Origin of the sequence: Paraburkholderia sp. RHO2, assembly GCF_050955445.1 — a bacterium.
Classification (GTDB): domain Bacteria; phylum Actinomycetota; class Actinomycetes; order Mycobacteriales; family Mycobacteriaceae; genus Prescottella; species Prescottella agglutinans_A.
Genome location: NZ_CP162617.1, coordinates 2,990,981 through 3,008,717, shown reverse-complemented (window position 1 = coordinate 3,008,717; position 17,737 = coordinate 2,990,981). Strand labels below are relative to the sequence as shown.

21 protein-coding genes are annotated in these 17,737 nt (G+C 68.4%); 12 read left to right on the top strand and 9 right to left on the bottom strand.

The window, feature by feature from the left end:
- Window positions 1-54: 54 nt before the first annotated feature.
- The 5 genes from gad to ABTV10_RS13965 form a co-directional block, all read right to left on the bottom strand.
- Window positions 55-1,431, bottom strand: coding sequence for a glutamate decarboxylase (gene gad, locus ABTV10_RS13985; protein WP_499027808.1), 1,377 nt, complete (start codon window positions 1,429-1,431; stop codon window positions 55-57).
- Between the two features lie 81 nt (window positions 1,432-1,512).
- Window positions 1,513-3,507: a YhgE/Pip family protein gene (locus tag ABTV10_RS13980; protein WP_499027806.1), complete on the bottom strand. Its 1,995-nt coding sequence runs from the start codon at window positions 3,505-3,507 to the stop codon at window positions 1,513-1,515.
- Window positions 3,508-3,510: 3 nt separating this feature from the next.
- A complete protein-coding gene (locus ABTV10_RS13975; RefSeq protein ID WP_433604613.1) occupies window positions 3,511-4,191 on the bottom strand; it encodes a hypothetical protein in 681 nt (226 codons plus the stop codon).
- Between the two features lie 159 nt (window positions 4,192-4,350).
- Window positions 4,351-5,631, bottom strand: coding sequence for a metal-dependent hydrolase family protein (locus tag ABTV10_RS13970; protein WP_499027804.1), 1,281 nt, complete (start codon window positions 5,629-5,631; stop codon window positions 4,351-4,353).
- A gap of 219 nt (window positions 5,632-5,850) precedes the next feature.
- Complete coding sequence (locus ABTV10_RS13965; RefSeq protein WP_433604609.1) at window positions 5,851-6,498, bottom strand: hypothetical protein; 648 nt, start codon at window positions 6,496-6,498, stop codon at window positions 5,851-5,853.
- Between the two features lie 263 nt (window positions 6,499-6,761).
- On the opposite strand from ABTV10_RS13965, the gene ABTV10_RS13960 reads away from it, so the two are divergent.
- Window positions 6,762-7,232, top strand: a complete 471-nt coding sequence (locus ABTV10_RS13960) for an SRPBCC family protein (protein ID WP_499027802.1) — start codon at window positions 6,762-6,764, stop codon at window positions 7,230-7,232.
- A 1-nt stretch (window position 7,233) separates the two neighbouring features.
- Here ABTV10_RS13960 and ABTV10_RS13955 read toward each other — a convergent pair whose 3' ends face one another.
- From ABTV10_RS13955 to ABTV10_RS13940, 4 genes are all read right to left on the bottom strand, one after another.
- A complete protein-coding gene (locus tag ABTV10_RS13955; RefSeq protein ID WP_499027800.1) occupies window positions 7,234-7,920 on the bottom strand; it encodes a hypothetical protein in 687 nt (228 codons plus the stop codon).
- A gap of 111 nt (window positions 7,921-8,031) precedes the next feature.
- Window positions 8,032-8,649 carry a LysE family transporter gene (locus tag ABTV10_RS13950; RefSeq protein WP_499027798.1) on the bottom strand — a complete coding sequence of 206 codons (618 nt, stop codon included), beginning with the start codon at window positions 8,647-8,649 and terminating at the stop codon, window positions 8,032-8,034.
- Between the two features lie 135 nt (window positions 8,650-8,784).
- A complete protein-coding gene (locus tag ABTV10_RS13945; protein WP_499027796.1) occupies window positions 8,785-9,051 on the bottom strand; it encodes a hypothetical protein in 267 nt (88 codons plus the stop codon).
- An 11-nt stretch (window positions 9,052-9,062) separates the two neighbouring features.
- A complete protein-coding gene (locus ABTV10_RS13940; RefSeq protein WP_499027795.1) occupies window positions 9,063-9,275 on the bottom strand; it encodes a GMC oxidoreductase in 213 nt (70 codons plus the stop codon).
- A 433-nt stretch (window positions 9,276-9,708) separates the two neighbouring features.
- Between ABTV10_RS13940 and hisD the strand changes: the two genes are divergently transcribed.
- From hisD to hisI, 11 genes are read left to right on the top strand one after another with little or no spacing between them, the layout of a single operon-like run.
- A complete protein-coding gene (hisD, locus tag ABTV10_RS13935) occupies window positions 9,709-11,031 on the top strand; it encodes a histidinol dehydrogenase (RefSeq protein ID WP_499027794.1) in 1,323 nt (440 codons plus the stop codon).
- The gene (locus ABTV10_RS13930) at window positions 11,028-12,176 is read left to right on the top strand and encodes a histidinol-phosphate transaminase (RefSeq protein WP_499027793.1); all 1,149 of its coding nucleotides are present in this window, start codon (window positions 11,028-11,030) and stop codon (window positions 12,174-12,176) included. Before hisD ends, ABTV10_RS13930 begins: the two co-directional genes overlap by 4 nt.
- Window positions 12,173-12,787, top strand: a complete 615-nt coding sequence (hisB, locus tag ABTV10_RS13925) for an imidazoleglycerol-phosphate dehydratase HisB (RefSeq protein WP_499027791.1) — start codon at window positions 12,173-12,175, stop codon at window positions 12,785-12,787. Before ABTV10_RS13930 ends, hisB begins: the two co-directional genes overlap by 4 nt.
- Window positions 12,788-12,791: 4 nt before the next feature.
- Window positions 12,792-12,944 (top strand): CG2302 family histidine operon protein, encoded by a 153-nt coding sequence (locus ABTV10_RS13920; protein WP_499027789.1) that lies wholly within the window; start codon window positions 12,792-12,794, stop codon window positions 12,942-12,944.
- Window positions 12,944-14,095, top strand: coding sequence for an MFS transporter (locus tag ABTV10_RS13915; RefSeq protein ID WP_499027787.1), 1,152 nt, complete (start codon window positions 12,944-12,946; stop codon window positions 14,093-14,095). The genes ABTV10_RS13920 and ABTV10_RS13915 overlap by 1 nt, the downstream gene beginning before the upstream one ends.
- A gap of 9 nt (window positions 14,096-14,104) precedes the next feature.
- On the top strand, window positions 14,105-14,740 hold the full coding sequence (hisH, locus tag ABTV10_RS13910) for an imidazole glycerol phosphate synthase subunit HisH (RefSeq protein ID WP_499027785.1): 636 nt from the start codon (window positions 14,105-14,107) through the stop codon (window positions 14,738-14,740).
- Window positions 14,737-15,021: a hypothetical protein gene (locus ABTV10_RS13905; RefSeq protein WP_499027783.1), complete on the top strand. Its 285-nt coding sequence runs from the start codon at window positions 14,737-14,739 to the stop codon at window positions 15,019-15,021. The genes hisH and ABTV10_RS13905 overlap by 4 nt, the downstream gene beginning before the upstream one ends.
- An 18-nt stretch (window positions 15,022-15,039) precedes the next feature.
- A complete protein-coding gene (gene priA / locus ABTV10_RS13900) occupies window positions 15,040-15,774 on the top strand; it encodes a bifunctional 1-(5-phosphoribosyl)-5-((5-phosphoribosylamino)methylideneamino)imidazole-4-carboxamide isomerase/phosphoribosylanthranilate isomerase PriA (RefSeq protein WP_499027781.1) in 735 nt (244 codons plus the stop codon).
- A 15-nt stretch (window positions 15,775-15,789) separates the two neighbouring features.
- Window positions 15,790-16,623, top strand: a complete 834-nt coding sequence (locus tag ABTV10_RS13895; protein ID WP_499027779.1) for an inositol monophosphatase family protein — start codon at window positions 15,790-15,792, stop codon at window positions 16,621-16,623.
- Entirely contained in the window at window positions 16,620-17,393 is a 774-nt protein-coding gene (gene hisF / locus ABTV10_RS13890) for an imidazole glycerol phosphate synthase subunit HisF (RefSeq protein ID WP_127916561.1), read from the top strand. Before ABTV10_RS13895 ends, hisF begins: the two co-directional genes overlap by 4 nt.
- Window positions 17,390-17,737, top strand: coding sequence for a phosphoribosyl-AMP cyclohydrolase (hisI, locus tag ABTV10_RS13885; protein WP_127916562.1), 348 nt, complete (start codon window positions 17,390-17,392; stop codon window positions 17,735-17,737). Before hisF ends, hisI begins: the two co-directional genes overlap by 4 nt.

Sequence of the window (17,737 nt, the reverse complement as noted above, 5' to 3'; positions counted from 1 at the left end):
ACGGACGACAACGGGGCGGGGCGGCACGCGCCCCGCCCCGCCCCGTCGGGTGGCTCAGTGCGAGAAGGCCTGCGCGCCGTGTCCCGTACCCGACCGCAGGCGTTCGACGACGTCCTTGATCGCGACGACGAGCCGCCACGCGAGGTCTCGGCTGAAGCCCTCCCGCAGCACGATGCGCAGCACGGCGACGTCCTCGGCGTTCGCCGGCATCGTGTAGGCGGGAACCTGGAAGCCGCGGGCCCGCAGTTCGTGCGAGATGTCGAAGACGGTGAATCCGGGATCGCCCACGACCTGGAACGAGAGGACCGGAATGGCGCTGCCGTCGGTGATGATCTCCATGTTGTCGATCTTCGAGATCTCGCCGGACAGCATCAGTGCGGTGTCGCGCAGCGACTCCATGATCTGCGTGTACCCGGCGACCCCGAGCCGGACGAAGTTGTAGTACTGCCCGACGACCTGGTTACCCGGCCGCGAGAAGTTGAGCGTGAACGTCGGCATGTCCCCGCCGAGGTAGTTGACCCGGAACACGAGATCCTCCGGCAGGTGCTCCTTGGACCGCCACACGACGAAACCGATTCCCGGGTAGGTCATTCCGTACTTATGGCCGCTGACGTTGATGGAGACTACTCGCGGAATTCGGAAGTCCCACTCCAGTTCCGGGTGCAGGAACGGAACCACGAACCCGCCACTCGCGGCATCGACGTGCATGGGCACGTCGGGTCCGCCGGCGGCCGCCAACTCGTCGAGTGTCGCGGCGATCTCCGCCACGGGCTCGAGCTCACCGGTGAACGTCGTCCCGAGAATGGCCACCACACCGATGGTGTTCTCGTCGACCGCCTCCCGCACCTGCTCCGGCGTGATGACGTAGCGTCCCTTCTCCATCGGGAGGTACTTCGGCTCGACGTCGAAGTACCGGCAGAACTTCTCCCACACCACCTGGACATTGCTGCCGAGGACGAGGTTCGGACGGGCCGTGTCCTTGCCGGCCGCTCGGCGCGCCTCACGCCACCGCCACTTGAGTGCCAGTCCCGCGAGCATCACCGCCTCGGAGGAGCCGACGGTCGAGACTCCGGTGGCCGATGTCGGATCGGTCTCGACGAGTCCCTCGGCGTTGAACAGGGCGGCAACCATGTTGACGCAACGGGTTTCGATCTCGGCGGTCGCCGGGTACTCGTCCTTGTCGATCATGTTCTTGTCGAACGTCTCCGCCATCAGGCGGTCGGCCTGCGGATCCATCCAGGTGGTCACGAAGGTGGCCAGGTTCAGTCGCGAGCTGCCGTCCAGCATCAACTCGTCGTGGATGAACCGGTAGGCCGCCTCGGGATCGGTCTCGGCTTTGGGCATTCGCAAGGCCGGAATGGGGTCGGTTCCGAGTCGTCCCGTGTATGCGGGTGCGAGCGTCTCAGCTGGAGCGGCAAAGTTGTTCGACATCTTCTCTCCTCCGATACTTCGAACGATCTGTGAGTGGAACTGCTCTCGATTGTGCTGGAAACTGCAGGTATCGGCCTGGGATCAGACCTCGATGGGTGGGTACAGGCGCTCCATCGTGTATCGCCGGTTTCGGCGGACCGAGAGGGCGCTGACGGTGAGGCTCACGAGCAGGATGCCGGTGAGCACGGCGATGGCGATCCAGAGTCGCGAGTCGACGTGCTCGCCGACGGTGAGCTGGCGTAGACCGTTCACCGTGTAGGTCATCGGGTCGAACGGATGAATGACCTGGAAGGGTGTCGCGGTGGTCGGAACCGGGTAGATGCCACCCGCCGACACCAGCTGCAGCATGAGGAAGGCCAGGGTGACCACGCGGCCGACGGCGACCCCGAACAGCGCGTTGAACGCCTGGATCATCGCGAGGTACGTCGCGGAGATCAGCATCAGGAACAGGATCGTGCCGAGGACATGTTTGACGTCCAGTCCGACGCCGAAGTGCACGACGGTGTACATCACGATCACCTGCAGTATGCCGACCAGGAGCGCCGGCCAGTACGACGCGAGGACGGTCCGGTACAGCCCGACGCCACCGACGGTGGGGCGGGACTGCAACGGGGTCAACAGCATCCAGGTGATGATGCCGCCGACGAAGAGTGCCAGCGACAGGAAGAACGGCGCGAAGCCGGTTCCGAATGTCGGTGCAACGTTCGTGTAGTCCTGCTGCAGCGCGACCGGTGTGGACAGTGTCTCGGCCGTCGCGGTGCGTTGTTCGTCGGTCCAACTCGGCACCTGGCCGGCGCCCTGTTGTAAGGCCGAGGCCAGTTCCTTCGACCCGGACTGCAACTGGGCTGTTCCGGCCGCGAGCTGATCGGCGCCGCCGGCCAGCTGGAAGCTACCGTCCGTCAGCTGCCCCATGCCCTGACTGAGCGTCGCAGCCCCGGAGCTGAGTTGGTCGGCACCGTCGCGCAGTTGACGCACATCGGACGCGAGCCCGCCGTTCTGCAGCATGGTCAGGCCGCTCTGCAGGGGACTGTTCGGATCGGTCAGTTGGTACTCGAGTGCCTGCGCGTCGGAGTGCAGCGCTTCGAGTTCCCCGCGGATGTCCGCGGTCCCCGCGGCCGCTGCCACCGGGCGCGTCAGGGGTGTGAGCGCCGCGACGGCCTGCTGCACGATCGGGTCGGTACTGCGGTTCAGTACCGCGATCACCTGTTCGACCGCCTGGGCGGTCGGTGCCCGTGGTTGTTCCGCGGTCGGGACGCGCCCCGCGAGATCGGCGAGCGACTGGCGCAGCTGCGCCACCTGGCCGCCGACATCCGGCAGCGCGCCCCCCTCGAGCGCGCTGAGCAGAGGGTCGGCGACGCCGTCGACGGCCGTCGCCAGCTGGGATGCGCCCGCGGCGAGGGCGTCCGAGCCGTTGCGTGCCGTGACCATGTTGTCGGCGAGGGTGTGGGCGCCGGAGGCGAGCTGATCTGCGCCGCTGTTGGCCTGGTCGATGCCAGTGGCGAGTTGTTCGGCTCCGTCCGCGGCCTTCCCGAGGCCGGATCCGGCGCTTTGCAGTCCCGTGAGGACCTGCCCCACGCCCTGCGCTCCAATCGTCGAATTGACCTGGTTGATCACCTGTTCCGACGCGTCCTGGCCGATAATGGTCGCGAGGTAGTTGTTCGCGTCGTTGAAGGTGAAGATGAGGTTCGCCTTCTCGGGGTGGTCGCCGTTCGGTGAGGAGACCGCCTCGCTGAAGTTCTCGGGAAGGGTGATCGTGTAGTAGTACTTGCCGTCGGACAGACCCTTCGCGGCGTCTTCCTCGGACACTTCCGCGAGATCGAGTTGGCCGGAAGCGATCAGGGACTTCACGACCTGGTCACCGGCGTCGAGTTCCTGGCCGTCCGCCGTCTTTCCGGTGTCGTTGTTGACGATCGCGGCCGGAATCTTGTCGACCGCGCCGAACGGATTCCAGAATGCCCAGAGGTACATCGCGCCGTAGAGCAAGGGCATGAGGATGATCGTGATGATGGCGATTCGGGGCATCGTGCCACGGAAGTAGCGCTTGGAATCGCTGCCCAGGGAAATTCCTGCAAGCATCGGCTACCTCGCCTCGGTCATGACGCCGATGTCGCCGGCGCTCAGCAGCTGGTGCAGGTCCACGACGGCGCGCACCGAACTCTCCGGTGGGAGCGGGTTCACGTCGGCGGTGATCACGGACTGGGTTTGGCCAAGTGCCACAAGCCTTTCCAGAACCATGAGGCGCTCGTCGTCATCGGCGATCTTGTCGATCCTGCCCACGACGAGTAGAGGTGGTCGTCTCGTGTTGGCCACGGCGATCCGCAACAACAACTGCTGGATCTCCGGCAGATCGTCGACGAACGCGTTGAGCGGCGGCAGCGGTACGTCGCCGAACACCTCGCCGCACATCTCTTCGACACCGCTCGTCCCGACGCGCGGGACGAACCGATACCACGGTGATTGCCACCGTAGTTGTTCGGTGACGAGGTCGCGCACGGTCACCGACGGGCGGACCTCGTCGAGTTCGTTGAGGCACGCGATGGCCGAATTGCGGAACACCGCCAGGGGTTTGTCCTCGAACCCGAGGACGGTGAGGGACCCCCGGGTCAGGCGCATCCGACCGCACAATGCCATCAACAGGGCCGTACGTGCGGCGCCGGCCGGCGCCGCTAGCACGGTCACTCCACCGATGTCGATGTCGAGATCGAGCGGCCCGAACACGTGCCCCCACGGGCCGTGAAGTTCGATTGCTCTGGCGGACACCAATGTTCCCGAGACCGGTTCCCACGAGGGTTCGTACCCCTCGACCTGTGTTTCGACCAATTCGCACTCCACATTCCTTCGCCGTTCGACGAACGACGAGATGGTCGGCTGCTGTCCTTGTCCTTCGCTGCTTCGGAATCGACGTCGGATACGGCCCCGTCAGAGGCTGTTCTTGACGACCTGACCGTCCTTGACGATCACCGACAGGTGCTTGTCCGGGTCCGCCAGCACGCTCAGGTCTTCGAGTGGATTGCCGTCCACGAGCAGCACGTCGGCCCACGCTCCCTGCGCGACGACGCCGAAGGGAGCGTCCCGGTACGGATCGCGTTCGCCGGCGAGTCGGAAGAGCTCAGCATTGCCCGAGGTCAGCATGCGGAGCGCCTCGACATTGCTGTAGAAGTCGCCCAGTCTGGCGGCCATCTCGCTCTGCCGCTTCGCGAACTGTGGCTCGAGCAGCAGATCGGTGCCGAAGGCCACCTTCACCCCGTACTTCTTGGCCCAGCCGTAGATCCGGTCCACGCCGCTGCAGATCTGTCGGTTCTTCTCGGCGCGGTCGGGATCGGGGTAGTGGTGGTCCGCCTCCGCGAACGGCTGCATCGACAGCCACACGTCGCGCTCGGGCATCAACGCGATGGTGGCCTCGTCGGACAGGTGGCCGTGCTCGATCGACTTGACCCCGGCGTCGATCGCACGCCGGATGCCGGTGACGTTGTAGACGTGGGTGGCGACGTAGGTGCCGTAGTCGGTTGCGGCGTTGACCGCCGCCCGCAGCTCGGCGTCCGTGAACTGCACGGTGTACAGAGGGTCGTAGGTGGAGGCGGCTCCGCCGCCGACCATGAGCTTGATCTGCGAGGCGCCCTTCTTGAGCTGCTCGCGTACCGCGGCCAGGACGCGTTCCTCGCCGTCGGCGATCCGCATGAAACCGATTGTTTCCGAGCGATTCTCGGCGCCCCCGAGGGCGGTGGGTGTGTCGTACACGTTGCCGAAGTCGCCGTGCCCGCTGGTCTGGGAGATCGCGGCCTGGCACGGGTAGATGCGCGGCCCCTGGAACTGGCCGCGGTCGATCGCGGACTTGATGCTCGAGGTGTCGCCGGCCATGTCGCGGACCGCCGTGAAGCCCCGCATCAGCATGTTCCTCGCCTCGGCGACGCCGTTGAGGGTGATATGACCCTCCGTGCCCATCAGGAGGTCGACGTAGGAGTTGGCATTGCCGACCAAGTGGACGTGCGCATCGCTCATGCCGGGCATCAGCACCCGGCCCCCGCCGTCTATGACGACGGTTTCCCTGCCGGGTTCGTCACCGACGGGCGAGGTCGAAACGGCGGCAACCTTGTTACCGTCGATCAGGACATCGCCGTTGCTCAGTTCCGCGGATACGCCGTCGAACACCCGGACGTTGCGAAACAGTAACCGCTTCTTGCTTTCCGGAAGAGTCGTCATACCTCGCAAAGCTAACAGCGACTACTCCGGGGTGATTGTCCTCGAGCCGGAAATAACCCCCTATCTCACCCGTTCCCGGATCGTCGGGAATCGCCTCCTGGGCGCACGGGAACCGCATCGACAAGTGTCATTGTGACGCAAAGGATTACAGGTGCATAACAATCGATCCCGCTGCCGCTCGACATGTGTCGCGGCAGCGGGATCGGCGGTGGACCTGCGTCAGTGTGTCTGGACAGGCTCGGGCGCCGGGCGCCGTGGCTTACCGAGGAAGATGACGGATGCGGCAAAGAAGAACAGGGCACCGACGAACGTGCCGGCGTTGGCGAGGGAGGCGTCCTCGACGCTCCCGGACTGCGTGATGAACGCCCCCGCGGCCGAGAGTCCGAATGCGAGCGAACCCAGGGCGTTGAACCAGGCACTTTGCCAGTCGAGCGAGCGTGGAGCCCAGTAACGCTTGGCGCGGACAAGCATCAGGATCGCGAGATAACTGCTGATCAGGAACGCTATCGAACCCTCCGCGTTCGGTGTCCAGACGAGGTGCTTCTCGCCCGCGATGGTGTGGGCGTGCAACGCGGCCCCGGTGCTGACGTTGAACAGCACGGTGCCCAGGAATTGGGTCGCTGCGGCGAGCCATTCCGCGCGGATTGCGGGCTTGCCGGTGTCGGTATCCGTCGTCGTGGCCGCGCCGCTGAGGACCAACTGGATGAACGCGGCGTAGGTGAAGAACCACGAGCCGACGAAGAACGCGGTGTTGGCGGTGGCTGTTCCGAGTGCCGGCGCGATAATCGGCGCGGAGCCCAGTGCGAAGAGCAGCGAGCCGATCGTGAATCCCCACGATTGCATCCGCAGAGTCGGGTGAATCAGCATGTGCGGCAGTATAGGTCGGAAATTGCGGCGATGCCGTGAAAACGGGCTGTCGGGTCATCGCTTGTCCATTGAATCAGCTTGTTGTGCAGGGCAAGACGATGATCGAGCATCGACCGTGACTACGTCCGTTGGGATTACGTTCACGTACTGTTCGTCAACTCGGCGGGGTGCCCGGTGTGTCGCGCGCCTCGCCGGCATCGGACCGGGGTGGATGTGGACCCGCTAGCGGGTGCCGACCGGGTGGCCCGACGTACCGTGGACACATGAGCGACTCGAACGTCACGGCCGTCGATCGAGGACCGCGCAGGATCGCCCGCCGGGTCACCGTCGACGCGCCGGCCTCGACGGTCTTCGGTCTGATTGCCGACCCGCGGCGCCACCACGAACTCGACGGGTCCGGGACCGTGCAGCACGCGGTGTCCGGGCCGGACCGCCTCGAGGCAGGCTCCACCTTCACGATTTCGATGAAGATGTTCGGCGCCCCGTACCGGATCACGAGCCGGGTCGTCGAGTTCGAGGAGGGGCATGTTGTCGAATGGAAACACCCCCTCGGTCACCATTGGCGATGGGAGTTCGTGGAGACCGCGCCCGGACACACCGAGGTGACCGAGGTCTTCGACTATTCGATGGTCCGGTTTCCCCAGTGGGTGCAGGTGATGCGATTCCCCGCGAAGAACGAGCAGGGCATCACCTCGACGCTCGAGCACTTGCGGGCGCGATACGCCGACATGTGAGTCACGCCGGGCTGAAGTACGCCTCGCCGAACGCGAACATGCCGCGCTGCGGCAGCCAGAACCCGCCGAGCCGCGCCTGCTCGGTGAGGGGTCCCGGCGGTCCGAGGTCGACGCCGTCGATCGTTGCCCGGCTGTGCTGCACGGCCCACAGCCGGCGCGGATTGGCCCGGAACGACTGCCCGTTGGGGCTCCGACCGGTCAGGCCCACCCGGCCCACTCCGAGCAGCGGACCGGCAACCCGGGACATCAGCGTCAGGACGCGGTCGTTGCGCCACAGTGCGGCGGGCAGGATCGACCCCGCCGCGGTCATCGCGCGGGTGGCGAGGGTGCGAGTGAGCGTCACCGACCAGTCGATCGTGTCGTCGACGGTCACGCGGAACGCTTCCGGTCCGGTCCAGGTGACGGTGATGTCCGCGGTGCGCGACTCGGCGAGGGCCCGCCCGAAGTAGCGGGGACAACCGGACTGTGTCGCGCCGCTGGTGTACATGACCCATCGGCCGGCCGGATTCCGGTGCCACACCGATTCGTACCCGGGACCGATCGAGCTCGCGGGGAAGTGCCGGAAGGCGAGGCAGTGGCCGCTGGCGAAGGGCAGTCCCATCACCCCGTAACCGGCGAATCGTTCGAGCTCGTCGCCCGGTGGAAGTGCGGGCGGTCGTTCGGCGAGGGTTCGCGGGCTCGTGGTCATGGTCACTCCCGAAGGGTCGGCGGGCTGCCGACCGACGTCCGCGCCCGCGCGTACTGCCTCGTCAGCGTAGGCACGGATCGGTCGCCGGCGGTAGCCCCGGAAGGGTCCGTCTCACACCGCAGTGGCGAGGGCCGCGGCAGCGGTGAAGAACAGGGTCGCGAAGACGCGGCTGGTGACCTGCTGTTGCCGCGGCGACCGCAGCAGGCGCAGCACCCGTGCCGCGAGGCCGGTGTATCCGGTCATCACGACGGTGTCGACGGCCACCATCGTGACGGCCATCAGTGCGTACTGCGGTAGCAGCGGTGCGGCAGGGTTCAGGAACTGCGGTAACACCGCGAGCATGAAGACGATCGCCTTCGGGTTACTGGAGTTGATCAGGAACGCCCGCAGCACCAGCCCCGCCGCGGTGGCGCGGCTGTCGGCCGGTTCGGCCTCGATCGGAGTGGGTGCCGAGCGCCACTGCCGCACACCGAGGTATGCGAGATAGACGACGCCGAACCACTTCACGATCAGGAACGCCATCGTCGAGCCCGCGAGCAGTGCGCCGACGCCCGCCGCGACGATCGCGATCTGCAGCAGCAGAGCCAGCTGCAGGCCGAGGATGTTCCAGTAGCCGCGCAGGAAGCCGTGCTGCAGGCCCGTCGACATCGACGCGATCGCGCCCGCTCCCGGTGACAGACTGATCACCCAGCTGGCGCCGAAGAACGCCAACCAGACCTGCCACGACACGGGCGGAGAGTCTATGCCCGCCCACACCGGCCGGGCCCGGTGGGGCGGCTACGAACCCGCCCGAGGATCCGTCCGACGATCCGGAGCCGAGGCAGCTGCTCGGTGGATCGACGAGCGAGCAGAACGCCTCCGCCATCACGGGGCGGTAGTCGGCCGGCACGCCGCCGTCCTCGATGAGGGTGCGGTACGTCTCGACGGCGTCGGTCGGGCGCCGGGTGAGCGTCGGATCGGTGCGCGCGTCGACCGTGTACAGGCCGAATCGCGGGCGGTACGAACCCCACGGAAGCCGGACGTGGCCACGCCCCAGAGGAAGTCGTCGCCCAGCGGTGCGGCGCGGGCGGCGGGCGCAGCGAGGAGCGCCACGGCGAGGGCGACGATCGTGGAGCGCAGGACGGTCTTCACGGTTGCTCCTTTCAGAAGACGGTGCCGACGCCGGCGGTCACGAAGATGTCCATGCTGTGTTCGGCGAGCGCCGCGATCGTCATCGACGGATTGCACGCCTCGGTCGAGCCCGGAATGCGCGCGCCGTCGAGGACGTACAGGCCCCGGTGGCCGTGGACGCGCCCGGCGTCGTCGCACATCGAACCGAACGGGCCTCTGCCGAGCGGATGGAAGACTCGGCACAACGCCGTAGCGCACCGGCAGGGTTGTCAGTCCTTGACGCCGACGCGCGCCGGCCCGCCCTGCCACGCGCCCGGGGTGCCGTCGGCGCGTGTGACCATGATGGTGCAGTCGCCGTTTTTGCTCCACCCTGTCCCGACGGCGTCGGGCAGGTCGGGCACTGCAGCGGCGCGGCGGTGGCCGGGTGCGCGTGGACACGGTCGGATCGGGGTGTGGCGTCATTGCGGCTCCCTGCGTTCGCGTCTGACGAGGCCTCGTGGGTCGGACGCTTAGAATGGACAGGTGTCCAGTGGCGTGTCGTTCGGGCAAATCGCAGCTCAGGGGCATCGTTCAGCGCAGCGGTGGGACTCGTCGACGCGCGCGTGGGGCCGGAACGAAAGCAACTTGCACCGATCACGGATAATCGGTGTAAACCCCGTTCTCCAGAGAGGACCCCTCATGCTTGCCCGCACCGACCTTCGCGGTCGTACCCCTTCCACCGCTGAGCTCCGAGGCGCGCTGCCTCGTGGCGGAGTGGACGTGGACGCGGTGCTGCATCAGGTCCGTCCCGTCGTCGAGGACATCCGCGACCGCGGTGCCGAGGCCGCGCTCGAGTACGGCGAGAAGTTCGACGGTGTCCGTCCCGCGACGGTGCGCGTCCCGCAGGCCGAGTTGGACCGCGCGCTCTCTGAGCTGGACGCCGACGTGCGCGTCGCCCTCGAGGTCGCGATCGAGCGGACCCGCAAGGTCCACGCCGATCAGCGCCGCACCGACACCGTCACCGAGGTCGTCCCCGGCGGCACCGTGACCGAGCGGTGGGTGCCGGTCGAGCGCGTGGGGCTCTACGTGCCCGGCGGCAACGCCGTGTACCCGTCGTCGGTCGTGATGAACGTGGTCCCCGCACAGGCCGCGGGCGTCGAGTCGCTCGTCGTCGCCTCCCCGCCGCAGGCCGCGTTCGGGGGCCTGCCCCACCCGACGATCCTCGCCGCGGCCGCCCTGCTGGGCGTCGACGAGGTGTGGGCAGTGGGTGGCGCCCAGGCCGTCGCGCTGCTCACCTACGGCGGCACCGACACCGAAGGTGGCGAACTGGCCCCCGTCGACCTCATCACCGGACCCGGCAACATCTACGTCACTGCCGCCAAGCGGTTGTGCCGCGGACTGGTCGGCATCGACGCCGAGGCCGGGCCGACCGAGATCGCGATCCTCGCCGACCACACCGCCGACCCGGTGCATGTGGCCGCCGACATGATCAGCCAGGCCGAGCACGACGTCATGGCCGCGAGCGTCCTGGTGACCACCAGCACCGAGTTGGCCGACGCCGTGGACGAAGCAGTCGCCGCTCAACTTCAGATCACCAAGCACCGCGAGCGCGTCGAGACCGCGCTGCGCGGCAGCCAGTCGGGCACCGTCCTCGTCGACGACATCGCGGCCGGGCTGAAGGTCGTCAACGCGTACGCCGCCGAGCACCTCGAGATCCAGACCGAGAACGCGTCCGCCGTCGCGGCACAGGTGCGGTCCGCCGGCGCGATCTTCGTCGGCCCGTGGGCGCCGGTGAGCCTCGGCGACTACTGCGCCGGCTCCAACCACGTGCTGCCCACCGCTGGCTGCGCGCGGCACTCGTCGGGTCTGAGTGTGCAGACGTTCCTGCGCGGCATCCACGTGGTCGACTACTCCGAAGCGGCACTGAAAGACGTTGCGGGTCACGTCATCACGCTCGCCAACGCCGAGGATCTCCCGGCCCACGGCGAGGCCGTGCGCCTGCGTTTCGAGGCGCTCAAGTGAGCGCCGGGGTCGTCCCCGGATCGGGCGTCGGCATCGACGATCTGCCCATCCGGGAGAGTCTGCGCGGCCAGTCGCCGTACGGGGCACCGCAGTTGACGGTGCCGGTGCAGCTCAACACCAACGAGAACCCGCACCCGCCGTCGAAGGCGCTGGTCGACGACGTCGCCGAGGCCGTGCGGGCCGCGGCGGCGGACCTGCACCGCTACCCGGACCGGGACGCGGTCGCGCTGCGCACCGACCTGGCCGAGTACATGACCCGGCAGACCGGTGTCGCGCTCGACGTCTCCAACCTGTGGGCGGCCAACGGCTCCAACGAGGTGCTGCAGCAGTTGCTGCAGGCGTTCGGCGGGCCCGGTCGCACGGCCGTCGGTTTCGTGCCGTCGTATTCGATGCACCCGCTGCTGGTGACCGGCACTCAGACCGAGTGGATCCCCGCGCCGCGCCGCGAGGACTTCTCGCTCGACGCCGAGACCGCCGTCCGGGTGATCGAGGAGCGTCGCCCCGACGTGGTGTTCGTCACCAGCCCCAACAACCCGACCGGGCACAGCATCGGGCTCGAGGATCTGAAGCTGATCCTCGCGGCCGCGCCGGGCATCGTGATCGTGGACGAGGCGTACGCCGAGTTCTCGTCGGTCCCGAGTGCCGTGAGCCTGATCGACGAGTTCCCGACCAAGCTGGTCGTGAGCCGGACAATGAGCAAGGCGTTCGCGTTCGCCGGCGGCCGGCTCGGTTACCTGGTCGCGGCGCCGGCGTTCATCGACGCAATGCTGTTGGTGCGGTTGCCCTACCACCTGTCGGTGGTCACGCAGGCCGCCGCGCGGGCCGCGCTGCGTCACGCCGACGAAACCCTCGGCAGCGTCGCCGAACTCGCGTCCGAGCGCGATCGGGTGAGCGCCGAACTGACCGCGATGGGGTACACCGTCGTCCCGAGCGACGCCAACTTCATCCTATTCGGGCTGTTCGAGGACGCCGCCCGCACGTGGCAGCACTACCTCGACGAGGGTGTGTTGATCCGTGACGTCGGCATCCCCGGCCACCTGCGCGCCACGATCGGACTCGTGGCCGAGAACGACGAGTTGCTGCGCGTGAGCCGGAAGCTCGCCGCCACCGAACTTGCTGCAACGGACATGAAGGGAACTCGATGAGCGACCGGATCGCGCGCGTCGAACGCACCACCAAGGAGTCGAGCATCGTCGTCGAGCTCAATCTCGACGGGACGGGGAACGTGAACGTCTCGACCGGGATTCCGTTCTTCGACCACATGCTCACCGCGCTGGGCGCGCACGCCAGCTTCGATCTGACGGTCGAAGCGAAGGGTGACGTCGAGATCGACGCGCATCACACCGTCGAGGACACGGCGATCGTGCTCGGTCAGGCGCTGGGGCAGGCGCTCGGCGACAAGCGGGGCATCCGCCGCTTCGGCGATGCGTTCATCCCGATGGACGAGACCCTGGCGCACGCCTCGGTCGACGTCTCCGGGCGCCCCTACTGCGTCCACACCGGCGAGCCGGAGCACATGCTGCACAGCGTGATCGGCGGCTACCCGGGCGTGCCCTACTCGACGGTGCTCAACCGCCACGTGTTCGAGTCGATCGCACTGAACGCGCGGATCGCACTGCACGTGCGCGTGCTGTACGGCCGCGACCAGCACCACATCACCGAGGCCGAGTTCAAGGCGGTCGCCCGTGCGCTCCGCGAGGCCGTCGAGCCGGATCCGCGGGTGTCGGGTGTGCCGTCGACCAAGGGCGCGCTGTAGGCCCATGGAGACCGTCTTCATCTACATCCTGTTCCTGGGTGCGGGCTTCGCCATCGGCGGCGCGTACTCGCTGTGGAAGATCAACAAGTTTGCCTCGGGGGTGCTCGTGGCACTCGCGATCCTCGCGGCGGCGTCAGGAATCCTGCGGCTGATCTGATGCGTGAACTCCTGCGTGCTCGCGGGATCCTGGTTGCACTACTCATGGGCGCCACCACGTTCGGTGGGTGGTCGCTGTTGCTGCCGGTCGTCCCGCTGGCCATTGCCGACGGCGGCGGTTCGGCCGCCGCCGCCGGCGCGTCGACGGCCGTGTTCATGGCGACGACGGTGGCCACCCAGCTGAAAGTGCCCGCGCTGCTGCGCCGGTACGGTTACCGGGCTGTGCTGGCCGTCGGCTGCGTGCTGCTCGGTCCACCGTCTCTGGCCTTCCTGTGGAGTACGGCAACCGGGCCCGCACTGGTCATCTCCGCGATCCGTGGCATCGGGTTCGGTCTGGTCACCGTTGCCGGCATCGGGTTGCTCGCGGAACTGGCGCCGCGGAAACTGCTCGGCCGCGTTACCGGTGCGAACGGTGTGGCGATCGCGGCCGCCCAGATGCTGGTTCTGCCGCTCGGTCTCGCGCTGTACGAATCCGGTTTCACCACAGCGGTATTCGTCCTGGGGGCGCTGATCCCCACGCTGTCGCTGGTGACGATCACCCGGCTGCCCGTGGTCGCGAAACCGGGGATGCCGACGGGTCGCAAGGGCCTGCCCGCCAGAGTGCTGCTGGTCCCGTGCGTGTCGATGTTCGTGGTCGCCGCGGCATACGGCGGCATGTCCTCGCTGCTGCCGATCGCCACCGAGAACCGCGCCGCCATCGCCGGATTCGCGCTGTCGGTGTCGGCCGGGGCGATGCTCGTCGGCCGCTACGGGGCGGGTGTGATCGCGGACCGCATCGGTGCCGGACGGACGTTGGTTCCGGCGCTGCTGTGCGCGGCGGCCGGAATGGGTCTGCTGGCGCTCTCGGTCGCGGGCGTCGGCGGTGGCGCGGCGCTCGTCGCGGGCGCGCTGGCGTTCGGCGCCGGGTTCGGCGCTGTCCAGAACGAGGCGCTGCTGACGCTGCTCGCGTCCGCCGGGCCGGACCGGGTCGGGGCGGCCAGCGCCGCCTGGAACATCGCGTACGACGGCGGCACCGGCGTCGGAGCGCTCGCTCTGGGTGTGGTTGCCGGGCTGGTGGGCTATCCAGCGGTGTTCACCTTGGCCGGGGTCGTCGCCCTGGTCGTCGCGCCCGCCGCCCTGGCAGCGCGCGGGGCGTGGTCCGGTCCCCGATAGAGTTTCCCCATGACCGCACGCAAGGTTGCCCTCCTCGATTACGGCTCCGGAAATCTGCACTCGGCCCAGCGCGCCCTCGCACGCACCGGTGCGCAGATCGAGGTGACCGCGGACCCGCAGGTCGCGCTCGCCGCGGACGGTCTCGTGGTGCCGGGCGTCGGCGCCTTCGCCGCGTGCATGGAGGGCCTGCTGGCGGTCAAGGGCGAGCGGATCATCGGCCAGCGGCTGGCCGGCGGACGCCCGGTTCTCGGTATCTGCGTCGGCATGCAGATCCTGTTCGAGCGTGGCGTCGAGTTCGGCGTCGAGGCCGAGGGATGCGGTGAGTGGCCCGGCACCGTCGAGCGCCTCGAGGCCGACGTCCTGCCGCACATGGGCTGGAACACCGTCGAGGCGCCCGAGGACAGCGTCCTGTTCGCCGGAATGGACCCGGACACCCGCTTCTACTTCGTGCACTCGTACGGCGTGCGCACGTGGGAGCTTCCGCCGTCGGACATCATCGCGCCGCCCAAACTGACCTGGGCCGAGCACGGCGACCGATTCCTCGCGGCCGTCGAGAACGGACCGCTCTCGGCCACCCAGTTCCACCCCGAGAAGTCCGGCGACGCCGGCGCTCAGCTGTTGGAGAACTGGGTCCGCAGCCTGTGACCAGCGACCCCGACGACCGGGCGGGCAGGGATCTGTCGATCGCCGGGCTCGCGCTCGCGACGATGGGGACCGCCGCCACGGTCCTCGTGGTGGTCGCGGCGGTGATCGTGATGTTCGAGCCGGGGCCGGTCGTCGCGCTCGTGATCGCCCTCGTCGGGGTTGTCGCCGCCATCGCGGCGATGGGCACGGTTTCGAAACGCATGACCAGGCGTGCGTACGGCGACCAGGGGCGTCGGCGCGACGAGCCCGGTGACGACCCGAAACCCGGTCGTGAGCGATGACCCACTAGGATCGGCGCAGTGAGCCTGGTCCTTTTGCCTGCTGTAGATGTCGCCAACGGTGAAGCTGTTCGCCTCGTTCAGGGAGAGGCGGGGAGCGAGACCAGTTACGGTGCCCCCCGCGAAGCTGCCCTCGCGTGGCAGAACGACGGTGCCGAGTGGGTGCATCTGGTCGACCTCGACGCCGCGTTCGGCCGCGGATCCAATCGTGAACTGCTGGCCGCGGTCGTCGGCGAACTCGATGTCAAGGTCGAGCTGTCCGGCGGCATCCGCGACGACGAGTCCCTCGAGGCCGCCCTCGCGACCGGCTGCGCCCGCGTCAACCTCGGCACGGCCGCCGTCGAGAACCCCGACTGGTGCGCCCGCGCCATCGCCAAGCACGGCGAGCGCATCGCAGTCGGCCTCGATGTCAAGCTGATCGACGGGGACTACCGCCTGCGCGGCCGCGGCTGGGTGTCCGACGGCGGCGACCTGTGGGAGGTCCTCGAGCGCCTCAACCGTGACGGCTGCTCGCGCTACGTCGTCACCGACGTCAGCAAGGACGGCACCCTCACCGGCCCGAACCTCGAGCTGCTCAGCGCGGTGTGTGCGGCCACCGACGCGCCCGTCGTCGCGTCCGGCGGGGTCTCGACGATCGCCGACCTCGAGGCCATCGCCGGTCTCGTGGGCGAGGGTGTCGAGGGTTCGATCGTCGGAAAGGCGCTCTACGCCGGACGATTCACGCTGCCCGAGGCGCTGGCCGCGGTCTCGCGCTAGAACACGGCCGACGCGATGAGCCTGTCCCGGAACCCACGCGAGCTGCTCGCGATCGCGAGCGACGTGCTCGACGGTGCCCGGGACCGGTTCGTCGCGGGGCTCGGCGCCCCCAGCGTTGTGCGCAAGGGCCCCACGGATTTCGCGACCGCCGTCGACCTCGAGTTGGAGAAGTCGGTGTCAGCGGAACTCGAGCGCCGCACCGGGATCGAGGTGCACGGCGAGGAGTTCGGGGGGCCGGAGTTGTCCGTCGGCGACGTGTGGATCCTCGACCCCATCGACGGCACGTTCAACTACTCGGCCGGCCTGCCGATCGCGGGCATGCTGCTGGCACTGCTGCGCGACGGCGTCCCAGTGCTCGGGTTGACGTGGCTGCCGCTGACCGGGGAACGCTTCGCCGCCGCCGAGGGCGGTCCGCTGCTGCGCAACGGCGTGGCGCTGCCGAGGCTCGAGCCGAGCGCGCTGTCCGACGCGATGATCGGCTTCGGTGCGTTCAATATCGACAGCCGCGGCCGCATCCCGGGCAGGTACCGCTTCGATCTGCTCGGTCAGCTCAGTCGGGTCTCGTCGCGGATCCGCATGCACGGATCCACCGGCGCCGACCTCGCCTATACCGCGGCGGGCATCCTGGGTGGTGCGGTGGTATTCGGCCACCACGTGTGGGACAACGCGGCCGGTGTCGCGCTGGTGCGTGCGGCCGGTGGTGTCGTCACGGATCTGCGCGGCGACGACTGGCACGTCGGGTCCGGCTCGGTGCTCGCCGCGGCGCCCGGCGTGCACGGTGAACTGCTCGACATTCTGCACTCTCTGGGCGACCCGGAGAAGCGGCCTGAAGGAGGGCCACGACAATGACTTTGGCTGTTCGGGTGATCCCGTGCCTCGACGTCGACGCGGGTCGCGTCGTCAAGGGCGTCAATTTCGAGAACTTGCGTGACGCAGGCGATCCCGTCGAGCTTGCCGCGACGTACGACGCGCAGGGCGCGGACGAGCTGACCTTCCTGGACGTCACCGCGTCCAGCGGCGACCGCGGCACGATGCTGGACGTCGTCACCCGCACCGCCGAGCAGGTCTTCATCCCGCTCACCGTCGGCGGCGGCGTGCGCACCGTCGAGGACGTCGACCGCCTGCTGCGTGCCGGCGCCGACAAGGTCAGCGTCAACACCGCCGCCATCGCCCGACCCGAGGTACTGCGGGAGATGTCCGAGCGGTTCGGTTCGCAGTGCATCGTGCTGTCGGTGGACGCCCGCACCGTCCCGGAGGGTCAGGAGCCCACCCCGTCCGGCTGGGAGGTCACCACGCACGGCGGCAAGCGCGGCACCGGCATCGACGCCGTCGAGTGGGCGATCCGCGGCGCGGAGTTGGGCGTGGGGGAGATCCTGCTCAACTCGATGGACGCGGACGGCACCAAGGCCGGGTTCGACCTGAAGATGATCCGCGCGGTCCGTGCCGCGGTGCACGTGCCCGTCATCGCGAGCGGCGGTGCGGGTGCCGTCGAACATTTTGCGCCCGCGGTGGAGGCCGGTGCCGACGCCGTCCTGGCCGCCAGTGTCTTCCACTTCGGTGACATGACGATCGGGGACGTCAAGGCGTCCATGCGTGCAGAAGGGATCACCGTCCGATGAGCCTCGACCCGTCGATCGCCGCCCGCCTCAAGCGCAACGAGGCCGGGCTGTTCAGCGCGGTGGCGCAGGAGAAGTCCACCGGCGACGTCCTGATGGTCGCGTGGATGGACGACGAGGCCCTCGCGCGCACCCTCGAGACCCGCAAGGGCACCTACTACTCCCGATCGCGGCAGCAGTACTGGGTCAAGGGCGAGACGTCCGGTCACACCCAGTACGTGCACGAGGTGCGCCTGGACTGCGACGGTGACACCGTGCTGCTGATCGTCGATCAGGAAGGCGCCGCGTGCCACACCGGTACGCACACCTGCTTCGACACCGACGTGCTGCTCGCCGCCGAGTCCTGA

What these genes read in the sequence shown, in the direction of transcription:
- ABTV10_RS13955 (WP_499027800.1), bottom strand. Translation starts at nt 7,920, where the DNA reads ATGACCACGAGCCCGCGAACCCTCGCCGAACGACCGCCCGCACTTCCA.
- hisB (WP_499027791.1), top strand. Translation starts at nt 12,173, where the DNA reads ATGAGCGACCGGATCGCGCGCGTCGAACGCACCACCAAGGAGTCGAGC.
- ABTV10_RS13980 (WP_499027806.1), bottom strand. Translation starts at nt 3,507, where the DNA reads ATGCTTGCAGGAATTTCCCTGGGCAGCGATTCCAAGCGCTACTTCCGT.
- ABTV10_RS13970 (WP_499027804.1), bottom strand. Translation starts at nt 5,631, where the DNA reads ATGACGACTCTTCCGGAAAGCAAGAAGCGGTTACTGTTTCGCAACGTC.
- gad (WP_499027808.1), bottom strand. Translation starts at nt 1,431, where the DNA reads ATGTCGAACAACTTTGCCGCTCCAGCTGAGACGCTCGCACCCGCATAC.
- ABTV10_RS13915 (WP_499027787.1), top strand. Translation starts at nt 12,944, where the DNA reads ATGCGTGAACTCCTGCGTGCTCGCGGGATCCTGGTTGCACTACTCATG.
- hisD (WP_499027794.1), top strand. Translation starts at nt 9,709, where the DNA reads ATGCTTGCCCGCACCGACCTTCGCGGTCGTACCCCTTCCACCGCTGAG.
- ABTV10_RS13965 (WP_433604609.1), bottom strand. Translation starts at nt 6,498, where the DNA reads ATGCTGATTCACCCGACTCTGCGGATGCAATCGTGGGGATTCACGATC.
- ABTV10_RS13960 (WP_499027802.1), top strand. Translation starts at nt 6,762, where the DNA reads ATGAGCGACTCGAACGTCACGGCCGTCGATCGAGGACCGCGCAGGATC.
- hisF (WP_127916561.1), top strand. Translation starts at nt 16,620, where the DNA reads ATGACTTTGGCTGTTCGGGTGATCCCGTGCCTCGACGTCGACGCGGGT.
- ABTV10_RS13895 (WP_499027779.1), top strand. Translation starts at nt 15,790, where the DNA reads ATGAGCCTGTCCCGGAACCCACGCGAGCTGCTCGCGATCGCGAGCGAC.
- hisH (WP_499027785.1), top strand. Translation starts at nt 14,105, where the DNA reads ATGACCGCACGCAAGGTTGCCCTCCTCGATTACGGCTCCGGAAATCTG.
- ABTV10_RS13920 (WP_499027789.1), top strand. Translation starts at nt 12,792, where the DNA reads ATGGAGACCGTCTTCATCTACATCCTGTTCCTGGGTGCGGGCTTCGCC.
- hisI (WP_127916562.1), top strand. Translation starts at nt 17,390, where the DNA reads ATGAGCCTCGACCCGTCGATCGCCGCCCGCCTCAAGCGCAACGAGGCC.